Annotated in this window: 14 protein-coding genes; 7 read left to right on the forward strand and 7 right to left on the reverse strand. The window is 60.4% G+C overall.

Annotated elements, in window-relative coordinates:
* Positions 1–30: 30 nt before the first annotated feature.
* A complete protein-coding gene (locus ABIA48_RS14445) occupies positions 31–1,032 on the reverse strand; it encodes a phosphate ABC transporter substrate-binding protein PstS (RefSeq protein ID WP_007992839.1) in 1,002 nt (333 codons plus the stop codon).
* Between the two features lie 231 nt (positions 1,033–1,263).
* Positions 1,264–2,562 carry an MFS transporter gene (locus ABIA48_RS14450; protein ID WP_429489483.1) on the reverse strand — a complete coding sequence of 433 codons (1,299 nt, stop codon included), beginning with the start codon at positions 2,560–2,562 and terminating at the stop codon, positions 1,264–1,266.
* Between the two features lie 364 nt (positions 2,563–2,926).
* Here ABIA48_RS14450 and ABIA48_RS14455 point away from each other — a divergent pair, with 364 nt between their 5' ends.
* Together ABIA48_RS14455 and ABIA48_RS14460 are read left to right on the forward strand one after the other, a co-directional pair.
* Entirely contained in the window at positions 2,927–3,331 is a 405-nt protein-coding gene (locus ABIA48_RS14455; protein WP_007942704.1) for an acyl-CoA thioesterase, read from the forward strand.
* A 69-nt stretch (positions 3,332–3,400) separates the two neighbouring features.
* Positions 3,401–4,300 (forward strand): D-hexose-6-phosphate mutarotase, encoded by a 900-nt coding sequence (locus tag ABIA48_RS14460; protein ID WP_429489485.1) that lies wholly within the window; start codon positions 3,401–3,403, stop codon positions 4,298–4,300.
* Positions 4,301–4,417: 117 nt separating this feature from the next.
* On the opposite strand, the gene ABIA48_RS14465 is transcribed toward ABIA48_RS14460, so the two are convergent.
* From ABIA48_RS14465 to ABIA48_RS14485, 5 genes are all read right to left on the reverse strand, one after another.
* Positions 4,418–4,954, reverse strand: coding sequence for a DUF3299 domain-containing protein (locus ABIA48_RS14465; protein ID WP_007992832.1), 537 nt, complete (start codon positions 4,952–4,954; stop codon positions 4,418–4,420).
* Between the two features lie 87 nt (positions 4,955–5,041).
* Positions 5,042–5,287: a GlsB/YeaQ/YmgE family stress response membrane protein gene (locus ABIA48_RS14470; RefSeq protein ID WP_007992830.1), complete on the reverse strand. Its 246-nt coding sequence runs from the start codon at positions 5,285–5,287 to the stop codon at positions 5,042–5,044.
* Between the two features lie 101 nt (positions 5,288–5,388).
* Positions 5,389–6,471, reverse strand: coding sequence for a 5-(carboxyamino)imidazole ribonucleotide synthase (locus tag ABIA48_RS14475; RefSeq protein ID WP_429489487.1), 1,083 nt, complete (start codon positions 6,469–6,471; stop codon positions 5,389–5,391).
* Between the two features lie 11 nt (positions 6,472–6,482).
* Positions 6,483–6,974 carry a 5-(carboxyamino)imidazole ribonucleotide mutase gene (gene purE / locus ABIA48_RS14480; RefSeq protein WP_007971731.1) on the reverse strand — a complete coding sequence of 164 codons (492 nt, stop codon included), beginning with the start codon at positions 6,972–6,974 and terminating at the stop codon, positions 6,483–6,485.
* A 332-nt stretch (positions 6,975–7,306) separates the two neighbouring features.
* Positions 7,307–8,224, reverse strand: coding sequence for a LysR substrate-binding domain-containing protein (locus ABIA48_RS14485; protein WP_429489489.1), 918 nt, complete (start codon positions 8,222–8,224; stop codon positions 7,307–7,309).
* A 180-nt stretch (positions 8,225–8,404) separates the two neighbouring features.
* On the opposite strand from ABIA48_RS14485, the gene aspA reads away from it, so the two are divergent.
* From aspA to ABIA48_RS14510, 5 genes are all read left to right on the forward strand, one after another.
* Complete coding sequence (gene aspA / locus ABIA48_RS14490) at positions 8,405–9,829, forward strand: aspartate ammonia-lyase (protein ID WP_003229645.1); 1,425 nt, start codon at positions 8,405–8,407, stop codon at positions 9,827–9,829.
* Between the two features lie 530 nt (positions 9,830–10,359).
* Complete coding sequence (locus tag ABIA48_RS14495) at positions 10,360–11,811, forward strand: alanine/glycine:cation symporter family protein (protein ID WP_429489492.1); 1,452 nt, start codon at positions 10,360–10,362, stop codon at positions 11,809–11,811.
* Between the two features lie 167 nt (positions 11,812–11,978).
* Positions 11,979–12,983 (forward strand): asparaginase, encoded by a 1,005-nt coding sequence (locus ABIA48_RS14500; RefSeq protein WP_429489494.1) that lies wholly within the window; start codon positions 11,979–11,981, stop codon positions 12,981–12,983.
* Positions 12,984–13,150: 167 nt separating this feature from the next.
* Positions 13,151–14,143, forward strand: coding sequence for an AraC family transcriptional regulator (locus tag ABIA48_RS14505; protein ID WP_429489496.1), 993 nt, complete (start codon positions 13,151–13,153; stop codon positions 14,141–14,143).
* Positions 14,144–14,434: 291 nt separating this feature from the next.
* Entirely contained in the window at positions 14,435–15,463 is a 1,029-nt protein-coding gene (locus tag ABIA48_RS14510) for a histone deacetylase family protein (RefSeq protein ID WP_429489498.1), read from the forward strand.
* Positions 15,464–15,473 lie beyond the last annotated feature (10 nt).

Raw genomic sequence — 15,473 nt, forward strand, 5'->3', positions numbered from 1 at the left:
GTCCGAGGGGGTCACCTCGGACTCAATTTGTTACTTTTTTGCGACTTCAGCGCCGCCTTCCGCCAGACCCAGGTCAGCCAGAGCTTTGGCAGCTACTTTGGCCGGCAGTGGGATGTAACCGTCTTTCACTACAACTTCCTGGCCCTGTTTCGACAGAACCAGTTTCACGAACTCGGCTTCCAGCGGTGCCAGAGGCTTGTTCGGGGCTTTGTTCACGTATACGTACAGGAAGCGGGACAGCGGGTACTTGCCGTTCAGGGCGTTTTCTTCGGTGTCTTCGATGAACTCGGTGCTGCCTTTCTTCGACAGAGCAACAGTTTTCACGCTAGCGGTCTTGTAACCGATACCCGAGTAACCGATGCCGTTCAGCGAGGAGCTGATCGACTGCACGACCGAAGCCGAACCTGGTTGCTCGTTCACGTTAGGCTTGTAGTCGCCTTTGCACAGGGCTTCTTCCTTGAAGTAGCCGTAGGTGCCGGACACCGAGTTACGACCGAACAGTTGAACCGGCTTGTTGGCCAGGTCGCCGGTCACGCCTAGGTCGCCCCAGGTTTTGACTTCGGTTTTAGCGCCGCACAGACGAGTGGACGAGAAGATCGCGTCGACTTGTTCCATGGTCAGGTGCTGGATCGGGTTGTCCTTGTGGACGAATACAGCCAGGGCGTCCACGGCAACCGGGATAGCGGTTGGCTTGTAGCCGTACTTCTGCTCGAAGGCAGCCAGTTCGGTGTCCTTCATCTTGCGGCTCATCGGGCCCAGGTTGGAGGTGCCTTCAGTCAGCGCAGGTGGCGCAGTGGCGGAGCCAGCGGCCTGAATCTGGATGTTTACGTTCGGGTATTCTTTTTTGTAGTTCTCAGCCCAGAGGGTCATGAGGTTGGCCAGGGTGTCGGAACCAACGCTGGACAGGTTGCCCGACACACCAGTGGTCTTGGTGTAGCTCGGGATAGCAGGGTCAACAGCGGCAACCGCATTGGCAGTCGCAACGCCAGCAGCGACAAAAGTCATTGCCGCCATCAAACGCTTCAGTTTCATGCCTTACTCCTAGCAGATAGGGTGTGTTAAGTCGGGGCCAAGTATCAGCAGGCCGTGTGAACACTCTATGGCTGAAATATGACAATTGGATGAATGGCCAGTATTCAGTGTTTCCAGGTAATTCCGCGTTATCGTTCTTCGCGCTCCCACAGGGGACTGCGGTGAACACAGAACCAATGTGGGAGCGGGCTTGCTCGCGAAGGCGTCAGTACAGTCGATACAAAAGGTCGATCAACGCCCTTTTTTCCAGAGGTAGGCGCCCACCACAATTCCGACCCCACACAGCACCGCCACATAATAAGCAGGCCCCATTGGGCTTTCCTTGAGCAACAGGCTGACAATCATGGGTGTCAGGCCGCCGAAGATGGCGTAGGCCACGTTGTAGGAGAACGACAAGCCGCTGAAGCGCACCACAGGCGGGAAGGCCTTGACCATCACGTAGGGCACCGCGCCGATGGTGCCGACCAGCAGACCGGTCACCGCGTACATCGGAAACAGCCAGTCGGGATGATCGGCCAGGCTGTGATAGAAGGTCCAGGAGCTGGCCAGCAACGCGGTGCAGCCAAAGACGAAGACTCGCCCCGCGCCGAAGCGATCCGCCAGCGCGCCAGCGATGATGCAACCAAAGCTCAAGAAGACGATCGCCAGGCTGTTCGCCTGCAAGGACGTTGTTGGCGAGAAGTGGTAGACCGTCTGCAGCACGGTTGGCGTCATCAGGATCAACACCACGATGGCAGCGGACAACAACCAGGTCAGCAGCATCGAAATGGCGATTGCACCCCGGTGGTCACGCAGCACCGCCCGCAGCGGCACCTCTTCGGCCAGCGCCTTGCGTAGTTGCAGCTCGGCGAATACCGGGGTTTCGTGCAGCCAGCGACGCAGGTACACCGCGAACAGGCCAAACACGCCGCCGAGCAGGAACGGGATTCGCCAGGCGTAATCCGCCACTTCCACCGGGGTATAAATGCTGTTGATCGCTGTGGCGACCAGGGAGCCTAAAAGGATGCCCGCCGTCAGGCCGCTGGTCAGGGTGCCGCAGGCGTAGCCGACATGCCGCTGCGGCACGTGTTCGGAAACGAAGACCCACGCCCCCGGCACTTCACCGCCAATGGCCGCCCCCTGGATCACCCGCATCAACAGCAGCAGGATCGGTGCCCACATTCCAATCTGCGCATAGGTCGGCAACAACCCCATGATCAGCGTCGGCACCGCCATCATGAAGATGCTCAGGGTGAACATTTTCTTGCGGCCCAGCAGGTCGCCGAAGTGCGCCATCACGATGCCCCCCAGCGGCCGCGCGAGGTAGCCGGCGGCGAAGATGCCGAAGGTCTGCATCAGGCGTAGCCACTCGGGCATGTCCGCGGGGAAGAACAGCTTGCCCACCACCGTGGCGAAGAACACGAAGATGATGAAGTCGTAGAACTCCAGCGCGCCGCCCAGGGCAGACAGCGATAGCGTCTTGTAGTCGTTGCGGGTCAGCGGACGTGCGGGTTGGTCTGGCTGCGCGATGCTCGAGGGCGCTGTGGTCATGGCAAGGGCTTCTCTTATAGTCGGATCTGCAACCTCGACAACGCTGGCTGAGGTTTGGGCAGGTCCGGCACGATAGCAAATTGTTCGAAAAAGCACATAGAGGTGCGTTTTTGACAGTCAAAATGAGAACCGGACGGTCGTCGCGGAGTCTACCGACCGATATACTCGCAGTCTTGCTCCGGTTTTTGAGGGGTTGCTGTGCGAAAACGCCTCTCAGGTTCATAGGCGATTTCGCAGAGTTTCCCTTTAGGCGCCTTATGGAAAACGTGACGAACGTAGTATGTTCGGTGCTGAATCGTTTTTCCCGAAGACGGCTACCACCAGCAGTACCAACGAAGAGTCACGGGTCAGAGGCACCCCCGGCATGATAGAGCTCGAACAAGAAGATCCAATCCCGCAAGGCGACCTGGCCCTGCAAATCACCGCGCTCCCTCGCGAAACCAACGGCTTTGGCGATATTTTCGGCGGCTGGCTGGTGGCGCAGATGGATTTGGCAGGCACCGCGATGGCCAGCAAGGTCGCTGGCGGACGCGTTGCCACCGTTGCGATCGACCGCATGGCGTTTCTGGTTCCGGTGGCGGTGGGCGCTCAACTCTCCTTTTATACCCAGGCCCTGGAAATCGGCCGCAGCTCGATCAAGATGATGGTCGAGGTCTGGAGCGACGATCCATTGTCCAGCGAGTGGCGTAAAGTAACCGAAGCGGTCTTTGTGTTCGTTGCCATCGACGGCAGCGGCCGCACCCGCTCGGTTCCGCCACGCGCTCGCTGAAAGAACCTCTAAACCTGGTAGCCGTTTTGCGGTCGATAGTCGTCCACGTTACTGATCGAGAGCTGTCCCATGAGCACGCCCAATGTTGAAGCCGTAAAACTGGATGAACTGAATTGCTGGCGCATCCGCCACGGTCAGGCCGAATTACTGGTGGCCCAGCAAGGTGCGCACATCCTCAGTTATCAACTGGCCGGCCAACCGCCGCTGATCTGGCTCAACGACGAGGCCGTGTTCAAGACCGGCAAGAGCATCCGTGCCGGCGTGCCGGTGTGCTGGCCGTGGTTCGGCAACTTCGACCGCAACCCGAAAAGCGTGCAGGCGATGCGTGTCAGCGGTGAAGCACCGTCGGCTCACGGCTTCGTGCGAGCGATGGATTGGGAGCTGGGTGGCATCGAAGCCGAAGGCGAAAGCCTGAAGGTCGAATTCCTTCTGCCCTACCCCGACGGCGGCTTTCCCGGCTGGCCGCACCAGGTGGACTTGACGCTGACCATTCGCCTCGACGAGCAGCTGCACATCCAGCTGACCAGCCACAACCGGGGCACTGATACCGTCAGCATCAGCCAGGCGCTGCACAGTTACTTTGCGGTCAGCGATGTGCGTGACGTGCACGTCGAAGGCGTGGACGGCCTCAACTACATCGAAACCCTGGACAACTGGAAAACCGTGACCCAAAGCGGTGATCTGCGTTTTACCGGCGAGACCGATCGCATCTACCTCGACGCCCCGCCGCAGTTGAGCATCGTCGATCCAGCGTGGGAGCGACGCATTGTACTGAGCAGCAGCGGATCGCGTACGGCGGTGATCTGGAACCCGTGGATCGACCGCGCCGCCGCGTTCAGCGACATGGCCGACGACGGCTGGCAGCGCATGCTGTGCATCGAAACGGCGAACGTGATGGACGATGTGGTGAGCCTGAAACCAGGGGCGAGCCATACCCTGGGTGTCAGTATCGGCAGCAAACCGTTCTAAACAACACCACGAAAACAATGTGGGAGCGGGCTTGCTCGCGAAGGGGCCATAACATTCAACATCATCGTTGCCTGTTACACCGCCTTCGCGAGCAAGCCCGCTCCCACATTTGAATCGCTACAAGTCTGATTCTTTTACTACTCTGACTTTCTCCGCATCCAGCGCATATGCCGCATCAGCCAGGTCATTGCTGACCTTCTCGACTTTCAGCGTGCCAGTGACCCACAGCGGCGTGTAGATGTCGTTCAGCTTCAGGCCCTTTGGATAGCGCACCAGCACCAGCTGATTGGGCGGTGGCGGCGGTACGTGAATGCAGGCGCCCGGGTACGGCACCAGGAAGAACAACGTACTGCGGCCCTTGGCGTCGGACTCCAACGGCACTGGGTAACCGCCAATGCGGATGTTCTTGTCGTTCATCGACGCAACGGTCTTGGTCGAGTACATCACCGCCGGCAAGCCTTTGGCCTGCTTCATCCCACCCTTGTCGGTGAAAGTGCCATTGGCTTCGGGGGAGTTGTGGTCGATTTCGGGCATGGCCTCGAGGGCTTTCTGGTCCGACTTGGGCATCAATTCGAGCCAGTCGGTTTCCGGCAGTTCGCCGGCATGGGCAAGGCCCGAACCCAATAAAACAAGAGTCAATAAAAGACGGCGCATGAAGGTGCTCGGTAAAGGGAGGAACAGGAAACGCCGAGCATTCTAGCCCTCCCGACCGGTTTGGCGCAGAGGGCTTTGTCGCCTGGATCAGTTCTTTTTGAGCAGCCCGTAAATCACCAGCAACACAATGGCGCCCACCAGCGCACCGATGAAGCCTGCGCCCTGGCCGGCCTGATAGATGCCCAGGGCTTGACCGCCGTAAGTGGCCGCCAGCGAACCGCCAATACCGAGCAGGATTGTCATGATCCAGCCCATGCTGTCATCGCCCGGTTTCAAGAACCGCGCCAGCAGGCCGACGATCAAGCCGATAAAGATGGTTCCGATAATTCCCATGGCATTTCCCTCTGATTGATTGGCTATAGCCTAGCCAGACTTTGGCATCCTGCCATGAGAGAACGGCGGTCCCTGAATGGTTCCGCCGCTGCCACATGAAACTATTCGGCGATGAGCGCTTCGACCTTGAGGATCTGCGCAGCCAGCGTTTCGCGGTCTGCACAACGCAGGTTGGCGTGCCCGACCTTGCGGCCGACCTTGAATGCCTTGCCGTAGTGATGCAAATGGCAATCGGCGATGGCCAGGACTTTCTCGGTCTCAGGCACTTTACCGATGAAATTGAGCATCGCGTTTTCGCCGACCTTGGCGGTCGAACCCAGCGGCAGACCGGCAACGGCCCGCAGGTGGTTTTCGAATTGGCTGCACTCGGCGCCTTCGGTGGTCCAGTGCCCGGAGTTGTGCACGCGCGGGGCGATTTCGTTGGCCTTGAGGCCACCGTCGACTTCGAAGAATTCGAACGCCATCACGCCAACATAGTCCAGTTGCTTGAGTACGCGACTGGAGTAGTCTTCGGCCAACGCTTGCAGCGGGTGGTCGGTGCTGGCCACGGACAGCTTGAGGATGCCGCTGTCGTGGGTGTTGTGCACCAGCGGATAGAAGCGGGTTTCACCGTCGCGGGCACGCACGGCAATCAGCGAGACTTCACCGGTGAACGGCACGAAGCCTTCCAGCAGACAAGCCACGCTGCCCAGCTCGGCGAAGGTGCCGGCCACATCTTCAGGGGTGCGCAGGACTTTCTGACCCTTGCCGTCGTAACCCAGAGTACGGGTCTTCAGCACCGCCGGCAGACCGATGGAAGCCACGGCGGCATCCAGATCGGCCTGGGACTGGATGTCAGCGAACGCCGGGGTAGGAATCCCCAGGTCCTTGAACATGCTCTTTTCGAACCAGCGATCGCGGGCGATGCGCAGGGCTTCGGCGCTCGGGTAGACCGGGACGAATTGCGAGAGGAACGCGACGGTTTCCGCTGGAACGCTTTCAAACTCGAAAGTCACCAGATCGACTTCATCGGCCAGCTGACGCAGGTGATCCTGGTCGCCGTAATCGGCGCGCAGATGTTCGCCCAATGCAGCAGCACAAGCGTCCGGAGCCGGGTCCAGGAAAGCGAAGTTCATGCCCAGCGGAGTGCCCGCCAGCGCCAACATGCGACCCAACTGGCCGCCACCGATTACACCGATCTTCATCGTCAACAACCTCAGGCGATGCGTGGGTCTGGATTTTCCAGGACGCTGTCTGTCTGCTCAGCACGGAAGGTTTTCAGCACCGCGTGGAACTGCGGGTGCTTGGCGCCCAGGATACTCGCCGACAACAGCGCGGCGTTGATCGCGCCCGCCTTGCCGATGGCCAGGGTGGCAACCGGAATGCCCGCAGGCATCTGCACAATGGAGAGCAGCGAGTCGACGCCCGAAAGCATCGCGGACTGTACGGGTACGCCCAGCACTGGCAGGTGGGTCTTGGCTGCACACATGCCTGGCAAGTGGGCTGCGCCGCCGGCACCGGCGATGATCACCTCGATGCCTCGTGCCTCGGCCTCTTCGGCGTACTGGAACAGCAGGTCCGGGGTGCGGTGGGCAGAAACCACTTTCACCTCGTAGGGGATGCCGAGCTTTTCCAGCATATCGGCGGTGTGGCTAAGGGTGGACCAATCGGACTTGGAGCCCATGATCACGCCAACCAGTGCACTCATCGTCGTGCCTCTTCTCTCTGGGCGCCCGCAGGCGCATCAAAAAACAACAAGCCACGCAGGATGCGTGGCTTGATTGTACGAATTATGGCCAGTCGTAACCGGCCGAAGGCCGCGCAGTATACCGCAATACAGCGGATAAACAGCCCCTGTTGCGACCATCTGTCATCTGCCGCAAAGCCCCGATTTTATTGACTTGAAGGTCAATGGAATACACCTCGAATTTCCTGTGGGAGCGGGCTTGCTCGCGAAAGCGGTGGATCAATCAACATCGATGTTGAATGTACCGGCCTCTTCGCGAGCAAGCCCGCTCCCACATTGGGCTTTCATCGGTTTCAGGAACCGGTCATACCCTGTGCCGCACCGCCTTCCAGCTTGCGCCACAACAACCGCACGTTGGCCTTGCGTACCAGTGCGCAGCGATACAGGCGGATCTCCAGCGGCACATGCCATTGCGCACCGCCGCATACCACCAGTTCACCGCGTGCCAGCTCGGCGCGCACGCTGAGTTGGGGCACCCAGGCAATGCCCAGGCCTTCCAGGGCCATGCTTTTCAGGCTGTCGGCCATGGCGGTTTCGTAGATCGTGGTAAACCGCAGTTGACGCTGGCGCAACAAACCATTCACCGAGCGCCCGAGAAACGCACCGGCGCTGTACGCCAGCAGCGGTACGCTGCCTTCGCCTTCCAGATCGAACAGCGGTTTGCCGTCGGCGTCCGCCGCGCAGACCGGCAACATTTCGGTGTGGCCAAGGTGCAGTGACGGGAAAATTTCCGGGTCCATCTGCATCGCTGCGTCCGGGTCGTAGAACGCCAGCATCAGATCGCAGCCGCCTTCGCGCAAGGCATGTACCGCGTCGCCAACGTTGGTCGCCACCAGCCGCGTGGCGATGTTCAGGCCTTCATTGCGTAACTGCGCGATCCAGCGCGGAAAGAAACCCAGCGCCAGCGAGTGCGCGGCCGCGACCTGCATCACCTCGCCCTGCCCGCCTTCCAGGTGATGCAAATGGCGCAGCACTTCACCGAGCTGTTCGACCACGGTGCGTGCGGTGACCAGAAACAACTGCCCCGCCGCCGTCAGTTCAACCGGCGTGCGCGAGCGGTTGACCAGCGTCAACCCCAACGCCGCTTCAAGACTGCGGATCCGCCGACTGAAGGCTGGCTGGGTCACGAAGCGTCGTTCCGCCGCTTGGGAGAAGCTACGGGTGGCCGCCAGGGCACTGAAGTCCTCCAGCCATTTGCTTTCCAGATTCATCACGTCCTCCCGGACACGCACCAATTTAGGTCACACGCTTGCCGTCAACACGGCGTCACACGGGAATTATGCCGAATGTGCATAGGCTAGTGTTTAACAGCATTGGCCCAAAATTTTGCACAAGCCTAGCATTCACAGCGTTCCGGCACAGACCGGGTCCATATTGAGATGATTTCTATCATGTCCTCCGCTGCATCATTCCGCACAGAAAACGACCTGCTTGGCGCCCTCGAAGTACCGGCTCAAGCGTATTACGGTATCCAGACCCTGCGAGCGGTGAATAACTTCCGCCTTTCGGGCGTTCCGATTTCGCACTACCCGAAACTGGTTGTCGGTCTGGCCATGGTCAAACAGGCCGCTGCCGACGCCAACCGTGAGTTGGGTCACCTGAGCGAAGCCAAGCACGCTGCCATCAGCGAAGCCTGTGCACGTCTGATCCGCGGCGACTTCCACGAAGAGTTCGTGGTGGACATGATTCAAGGCGGCGCCGGCACTTCGACCAACATGAATGCCAACGAAGTGATCGCCAACATCGCACTGGAGGCCATGGGTCACCAGAAAGGCGAGTACCAGTACCTGCACCCGAACGACGACGTGAACATGGCGCAGTCGACCAACGACGCTTACCCGACGGCGATCCGCCTGGGTCTGCTGCTGGGTCACGACGCCCTGCTCGCCAGCCTCGACAGCCTGATTCAGGCGTTCGCGGCCAAGGGTGAAGAATTCAACCACGTCCTGAAGATGGGTCGTACCCAGCTGCAAGACGCTGTACCGATGACCTTGGGTCAAGAATTCCGTGCTTTCGCCACCACCATGGGCGAAGACCTGGCCCGTCTGAAGACGCTGGCCCCGGAACTGCTGACTGAAGTGAACCTGGGCGGCACCGCGATCGGCACCGGCATCAACGCCGACCCGCGCTATCAGGCCTTGGCTGTACAGCGCCTGGCCCTGATCAGCGGTCAGCCGCTGGTTCCGGCCGCCGACCTGATCGAAGCCACCTCCGACATGGGCGCCTTCGTGCTGTTCTCCGGCATGCTCAAGCGTACCGCGGTCAAGCTGTCGAAGATCTGCAACGACCTGCGCCTGCTCTCCAGCGGCCCACGCACCGGCATCAACGAAATCAACCTGCCGGCACGTCAGCCAGGCAGCTCGATCATGCCAGGCAAGGTCAACCCGGTTATTCCGGAAGCCGTTAACCAGGTGGCCTTCCAGGTCATCGGTAACGATCTGGCGCTGACCATGGCGGCCGAAGGCGGCCAGCTGCAACTGAACGTGATGGAACCGCTGATCGCTTTCAAGATCCTCGATTCGATCCGCCTGCTGCAACGCGCCATGGACATGCTGCGCGAGCACTGCATCGTCGGCATCACCGCCAACGAAGCACGCTGCCGTGAACTGGTCGAGCACTCGATCGGTCTGGTCACCGCACTGAACCCGTACATCGGCTACAAAAACGCCACCCGCATCGCCCGTATCGCCCTCGAAAGCGGCCGCGGCGTGCTGGAACTGGTGCGTGAAGAAGGTTTGCTCGACGAAGCCATGCTCGCCGACATCCTGCGCCCGGAAAACATGATTGCTCCGCGTCTGGTGCCTCTGAAGGCATAACCCGACACGTTACCTGTAGCACCGCTCACCAGGTCGAGGGACTAGACACCTCTCACCTTTTGAGGGCCTGGAGATCACTCTCCAGGCCCTTTTTTTTAACTGTTTGCCAATGAAAACCGTATGTCTGGGGACTGACCAATGTGGGAGCGGGCTTGTCCGCGAAGGCGGTGGCACATTCAACAATGATGTGTCTGATAGACCGCTTTCGCGAGCAAGCCCGCTCCCACCAAGAGCAGCTCCCACATAGCCTGACAGCAAAAATGTCAGGTGTTTCAAAGCCTTCGTTTCACCGCTTGCGCCACAACCGTGCAGACGGACGGCACTGTCATCGGTATAGTGCCGCCCCTCTTCGCGTGAGCGGTCGTCGGTAGCGAGGCCACAACCCATGCGAAACCCGAACTAATAACAAACCCGCGATATGAAACCGGGACGAACTTCGAACCGACCGTTGTGCCGCGCGCGCACCGGTGTAACTCGATGTGTCTATCCGGCCAGCATTTGCCTACACAAAAAACAGCGAGGAATAATCCATGCTCGAAGTCATTAACGACTTCCTCTCAGGGAAAGTACTGATCGTGCTCATTGTCGGGCTCGGTAGCTACTTCACGATCCGCTCGCGTTTCGTTCAATTGCGTCACTTCTTCCACATGTTCGCGGTGTTCCGTGACAGCCTGAAAAGCAGCGCCGGGCAACTCAGTTCGTTCCAGGCCCTGATGCTCAGCCTCGCCGGCCGCGTCGGTGCGGGCAACATTGCCGGTGTCGGCATTGCCGTGACCCTCGGCGGCCCCGGTGCCGTGTTCTGGATGTGGGTGACTGCATTGGTCGGCATGTCCAGCAGCTTCTTCGAATGTTCCCTCGGCCAGCTCTACAAGCGCTGCGATTCCGACGGCACCTACCGTGGCGGCCCGTCCTACTACATCCAGCACGGTTTGCAAAAACGCTGGTTGGGGATGCTCATGGCGTTCCTGTTGCTGGTGACCTTCGGGTTCGCCTTCAACGGCCTGCAAGCCCACGCCGTGACACACTCGCTGAACAACGCGTTCGGCCTCGACACCACTTATACCGGCATCGGTCTGGCCGTGCTGTTGGGCCTGGTGTTCATCGGCGGGATCAAGCGCATCGCCAAGGTAGCCGACCTGTTGGTGCCGGTGAAAACCCTGGTGTACATCGGCGTGACCATCTACGTGATCGTGCTGCAGTTCGACCAGGTGCCGGGCATGCTGATGACTATCGTCAAAAGCGCCTTCGGTCTGGACCAGGCCTTCGGCGGCCTGATTGGCAGCGCCATCGTCATGGGCGTGAAACGTGGCGTGTTCGCCAACGAAGCGGGCCTGGGCAGTGCGCCTAACGTGGCGGCGGTGGCGGCGGTCGAGCACCCGGTGGCGCAAGGCGTGGTTCAAGCGTTCAGCGTGTTCCTCGATACCTTCGTGATCTGCACCTGCACCGCGCTGCTGATCCTGCTCTCGGGCTTCTACACCCCTGGCTTCGAAGGCGACGGCATTGCCCTGACCCAGAACTCCCTGGCCGCCGTGGTCGGTGACTGGGGCCGGATGTTCATCTCCGTGGCCCTGGCGTTGTTCGTGTTCACCTCGATCCTCTACAACTACTACCTGGGCGAGAGCAACCTGCGCTTTTTGATCGGCGAAAACCGCAAGGCGCTGATGGGCTATCGCGCATTGGTACTGGTGCTGATTTTCTGGGGCGCCATCGAAAACCTCGGCACCGTATTTGCCTTCGCCGACATCACCATGACCATGCTCGCGTTCGTCAACCTGATCGCGCTGTTCCTGCTGTTCAAGGTCGGCATGCGCATCCTGCGCGACTATGATGACCAGCGCGCCGCTGGCATCAAGACCCCGGTGTTCGACTCCGCCAGGTTCCCGGACCTGGACCTGGATCGCCAGGCCTGGCCGGCCCATCCGCCAGCCGCTGTCGGCAAGACTGAAGTTGAGCCGCAGGGTGTACCCGCAGCGCAACGCTGATTGGTAAAAAGCGGGCGCACCCCTTGCGCCCGTCAGTTAGAGTGCAAAAACCTGTGGGAGCGGGCTTGCTCGCAAAGAGGGCGTGCCAGACAACATCACTGCTGACTGACCCGACGCTTTCGCGAGCAAGCCCGCTCCCACATGTCATCTCTTGCGGAGACCTCCAGATGATTTCCAATAACTACCCTGCCGCCCAGCACGTCATGGTGCTCTACACCGGTGGCACCATCGGCATGCAGGCCAGCGCCCACGGCCTGGCTCCGGCGTCCGGTTTCGAAGCGCGGATGCGTGACTACCTGCACAGCCAACCCGAACTGGTGGTGCCGCAGTGGCGCTTTCGCGAGATGTCACCGCTTATCGACAGCGCCAACATGACCCCTGCGTATTGGCAGCAGCTGCGTGAAGCGGTAGTCGACGCGGTGGATGTGCAGGGCTGCGACAGCGTGCTGATCCTGCACGGCACTGACACCCTGGCCTACAGCGCCGCCGCCATGAGTTTCCAGTTGCTCGGCCTGCACGCCCGCGTGTGCTTCACCGGCTCGATGCTGCCGGCCGGTGTGACCGACAGCGATGCCTGGGAAAACCTCAGTGGCGCATTGGTCGCCCTGGGCCAAGGCCTGGCGCCGGGCGTACATCTGTACTTCCATGGCGAACTGCTGGACCCGACCCGTTGCGCGAAGGTGCGCAGTTTTGGCCGTCATCCATTCAAGCGCCTGGAGCGTCAGGGTGGTGGTGTGAAAGCCTCTTCGCTGCCAACAGCGTTGAACTACAACCAGGCAAAACAACTGGCGAAGGTTGCCGTGTTGCCGCTGTTCCCAGGCATCGGTGCCGAGATCCTCAATGGCCTGCTCGACAGCGGCATTCAAGGTCTGGTGCTGGAGTGCTACGGCAGCGGCACCGGGCCGAGTGACAACCCTGAATTTCTCGCCAGCCTCGGGCGTGCGCAGGATAACGGCGTGGTAGTGGTCGCGGTGACGCAATGCCACGAAGGCGGGGTTGAACTGGACGTCTATGAGGCAGGCAGTCGCTTGCGCGGTGTCGGTGTGCTGTCCGGTGGCGGCATGACCCGTGAAGCGGCATTCGGCAAGTTGCATGCACTGCTGGGCGCAGGGCTTGAAACGGACGAAGTCCGTCGGCTTGTCGAACTCGACCTTTGCGGCGAACTGAGCTGACAAAACACAAAACCTGTGGGAGCGGGCTTGCTCGCGAAGGTGGCGTGTCAGATGACATCAATATTGACTGACACCCCGCCTTCGCGAGCAAGCCCGCTCCCACATTGGGAATCTCACCCGGCATACAACTTGCTCCGCATTCCAGCATCCCAAGGCTGGAAGTCCTTATGCTCCACTCCCACCTCACCACGCTCAACGCGGTCTCCCTGGTACTCGATGCCTTCAAGGCCGAAGGTCTGTCCAGCGAAGCGCTGCTTGCCGGTAGCGGCATCAGTGCGGCGGATCTGAACCGTGCCGACACGCGCATCACCACCAATCAGGAGATGCAGGTCTGTGCCAACGCCGTTGCCCTCAAGCGTGACATCGGCCTGGAACTGGGCCGGCGGATGCACGTTTCCTGCTATGGCATGCTCGGTTACGCCCTGCTCACCTGTGCCACCTTCGGTGACGCTTTGCGTCTGGCGATACGCTATCCGGCGCTGCTGGGAACACTTTTCGAGTTGAGCCTTGAAGACGATGGCGAGCGCATCTGGTTCGCCGCTGCCGATTACCGCGAGAGCCCGGCCATGGCCGTGTTCAACGCCGAGTTCTGCCTGGTGTCGCTGAAAGTCACCTGTGACGACCTGCTCGGCCACCCCCTGCCCTTGCTCGGCGCACGCTTCGAACATCCCGCGCCCGACTACGAAACGAGCTACGCCGAGCACTTCGATTGCCCGTTGCACTTCGGCGCGCGGAACAATGCCTTTGCCTTCGACAAGCGCTGGCTCGACCAGCCGTTGCCGCTGGCCGATGTCATCACCCATCAAGCCATGGCCGAACGCTGCCGCAAACAGAACATCGAGTTCACCGGGCGCCAGGCCTGGCTGGGACGGATCCGGCAGTTGCTCAGCGCGCAGTTGAATGCAGCGCCGGGACTGGAGGGGCTGGCCGAGCAAATGAACTGTTCGGCGCGGACCTTGCGCCGTCATCTCAAGGACATGGGTTGCAGCTATCAGGAACTGCTCGACGAACTGCGCTTCGAGCAGGCCAAGCAAATGCTTTGCGAGGATCAACTGCCGATCTATCAAATCGCCGAGGCCCTGGGCTTCAGCGAAACCGCGAGTTTTCGCCATGCCTTTGTGCGCTGGAGCGGGGTGGCACCGAGTCAGTTCAGACCTTGAGTCATTCGTTGTCTGAAATACCGCCATCGCGAGCAAGCTCACTCCCACAGGGGATTTGCGTCGTGCATGGATAGTGCATTCACTGAAGATCAATGTGGGAGCGAGCTTGCTCGCGATGGCGGCCGGAACAGCACTCACGCCCTATGCGGAGGTATGCCCACGCTACCAGGGGCGAATTTCGGTCAAATGTTTTGGCCATATCGATCCCCTTTTGGCCTTTCCTGCCGTTCTCCTAAACCGTCTGCACCGCAAGACTGTGTTCAACCGAACCAGCCTGCGGAGAACAAGAAAATGCTGACGATCTACTCGGACGATCACCACCTGCACCACGGCCGTTGCGAACTTATCGACGGGCAACTCAAGCCTTGCTTCGAGATGCCCTCCCGTGCCGACCACGTGCTGCAACGGGTGAAAAACCAGAACCTGGGCCCTGTAGAAGCGCCGAAGGATTTCGGCCTGGAGCCCATCGCACGCATCCATAGCCGTGACTACCTCGATTTCTTCAAGGGTGCCTGGGCACGCTGGACCGAATTCAACACCGACGGTGATCTGCTGCCCTACACCTGGCCGGCCCGTACCTTGCGTCAGGTCAAACCGACCAGCCTGCACGGCCAGCTCGGCTATTACAGTTTCGATGGCGGCGCCCCGATCACCGCGGGCACCTGGCAAGCGGCGTACAGCGCAGCGCAGGTCGCACTCACCGCGCAAGCGGAAATCCAGCGCGGCGCCCGCAGTGCCTTCGCCCTGTGCCGTCCGCCGGGACACCACGCCGCCGGCGACTTGATGGGTGGTTATTGCTACCTCAATAACGCCGCCATTGCTGCCCAGGCGTTCCTCGATCAGGGCCACAAAAAGGTCGCTATCCTCGACGTCGATTACCACCACGGCAACGGCACCCAATCGATTTTCTACCAACGCAGCGACGTGCTGTTCACCTCGATCCACGGCCACCCGGAAGCCGAATTCCCGTTCTTCCTCGGCTATGAAGATGAACGCGGCGAAGGCGCCGGTGAAGGTTTCAACTTCAACTATCCGTTGGCCGCAGGTTCGGGCTGGGACGCCTGGAGTGCCGCACTGGAACAAGCCTGCAAAGAGATCGAAAGCTACGGTGCCGACATCATCGTCGTGTCCCTGGGCGTGGACACCTTCAAGGACGACCCGATCTCGCAATTCAAGCTCGACAGCCCGGACTACCTGGCCATGGGCAAGCGCATCGCCGGCCTCGGCGTTCCGACGCTGTTCGTGATGGAAGGCGGTTATGCGGTGGAAGAAATCGGCATCAACGCCGTGAATGTTCTCGAAGGTTTTGAAAGCGCTTGATGAGGAAGTA

The sequence above is a fragment of the Pseudomonas sp. S30_BP2TU TE3576 genome, assembly GCF_050436025.1.
GTDB lineage: Bacteria > Pseudomonadota > Gammaproteobacteria > Pseudomonadales > Pseudomonadaceae > Aquipseudomonas.

Coding starts and splice junctions, on each gene's coding strand:
- ABIA48_RS14445 (WP_007992839.1), bottom strand. CDS start 1,032: ATGAAACTGAAGCGTTTGATGGCGGCAATGACTTTTGTCGCTGCTGGC.
- ABIA48_RS14450 (WP_429489483.1), bottom strand. CDS start 2,562: ATGACCACAGCGCCCTCGAGCATCGCGCAGCCAGACCAACCCGCACGT.
- ABIA48_RS14455 (WP_007942704.1), top strand. CDS start 2,927: ATGATAGAGCTCGAACAAGAAGATCCAATCCCGCAAGGCGACCTGGCC.
- ABIA48_RS14460 (WP_429489485.1), top strand. CDS start 3,401: ATGAGCACGCCCAATGTTGAAGCCGTAAAACTGGATGAACTGAATTGC.
- ABIA48_RS14465 (WP_007992832.1), bottom strand. CDS start 4,954: ATGCGCCGTCTTTTATTGACTCTTGTTTTATTGGGTTCGGGCCTTGCC.
- ABIA48_RS14470 (WP_007992830.1), bottom strand. CDS start 5,287: ATGGGAATTATCGGAACCATCTTTATCGGCTTGATCGTCGGCCTGCTG.
- ABIA48_RS14475 (WP_429489487.1), bottom strand. CDS start 6,471: ATGAAGATCGGTGTAATCGGTGGCGGCCAGTTGGGTCGCATGTTGGCG.
- purE (WP_007971731.1), bottom strand. CDS start 6,974: ATGAGTGCACTGGTTGGCGTGATCATGGGCTCCAAGTCCGATTGGTCC.
- ABIA48_RS14485 (WP_429489489.1), bottom strand. CDS start 8,224: ATGAATCTGGAAAGCAAATGGCTGGAGGACTTCAGTGCCCTGGCGGCC.
- aspA (WP_003229645.1), top strand. CDS start 8,405: ATGTCCTCCGCTGCATCATTCCGCACAGAAAACGACCTGCTTGGCGCC.
- ABIA48_RS14495 (WP_429489492.1), top strand. CDS start 10,360: ATGCTCGAAGTCATTAACGACTTCCTCTCAGGGAAAGTACTGATCGTG.
- ABIA48_RS14500 (WP_429489494.1), top strand. CDS start 11,979: ATGATTTCCAATAACTACCCTGCCGCCCAGCACGTCATGGTGCTCTAC.
- ABIA48_RS14505 (WP_429489496.1), top strand. CDS start 13,151: ATGCTCCACTCCCACCTCACCACGCTCAACGCGGTCTCCCTGGTACTC.
- ABIA48_RS14510 (WP_429489498.1), top strand. CDS start 14,435: ATGCTGACGATCTACTCGGACGATCACCACCTGCACCACGGCCGTTGC.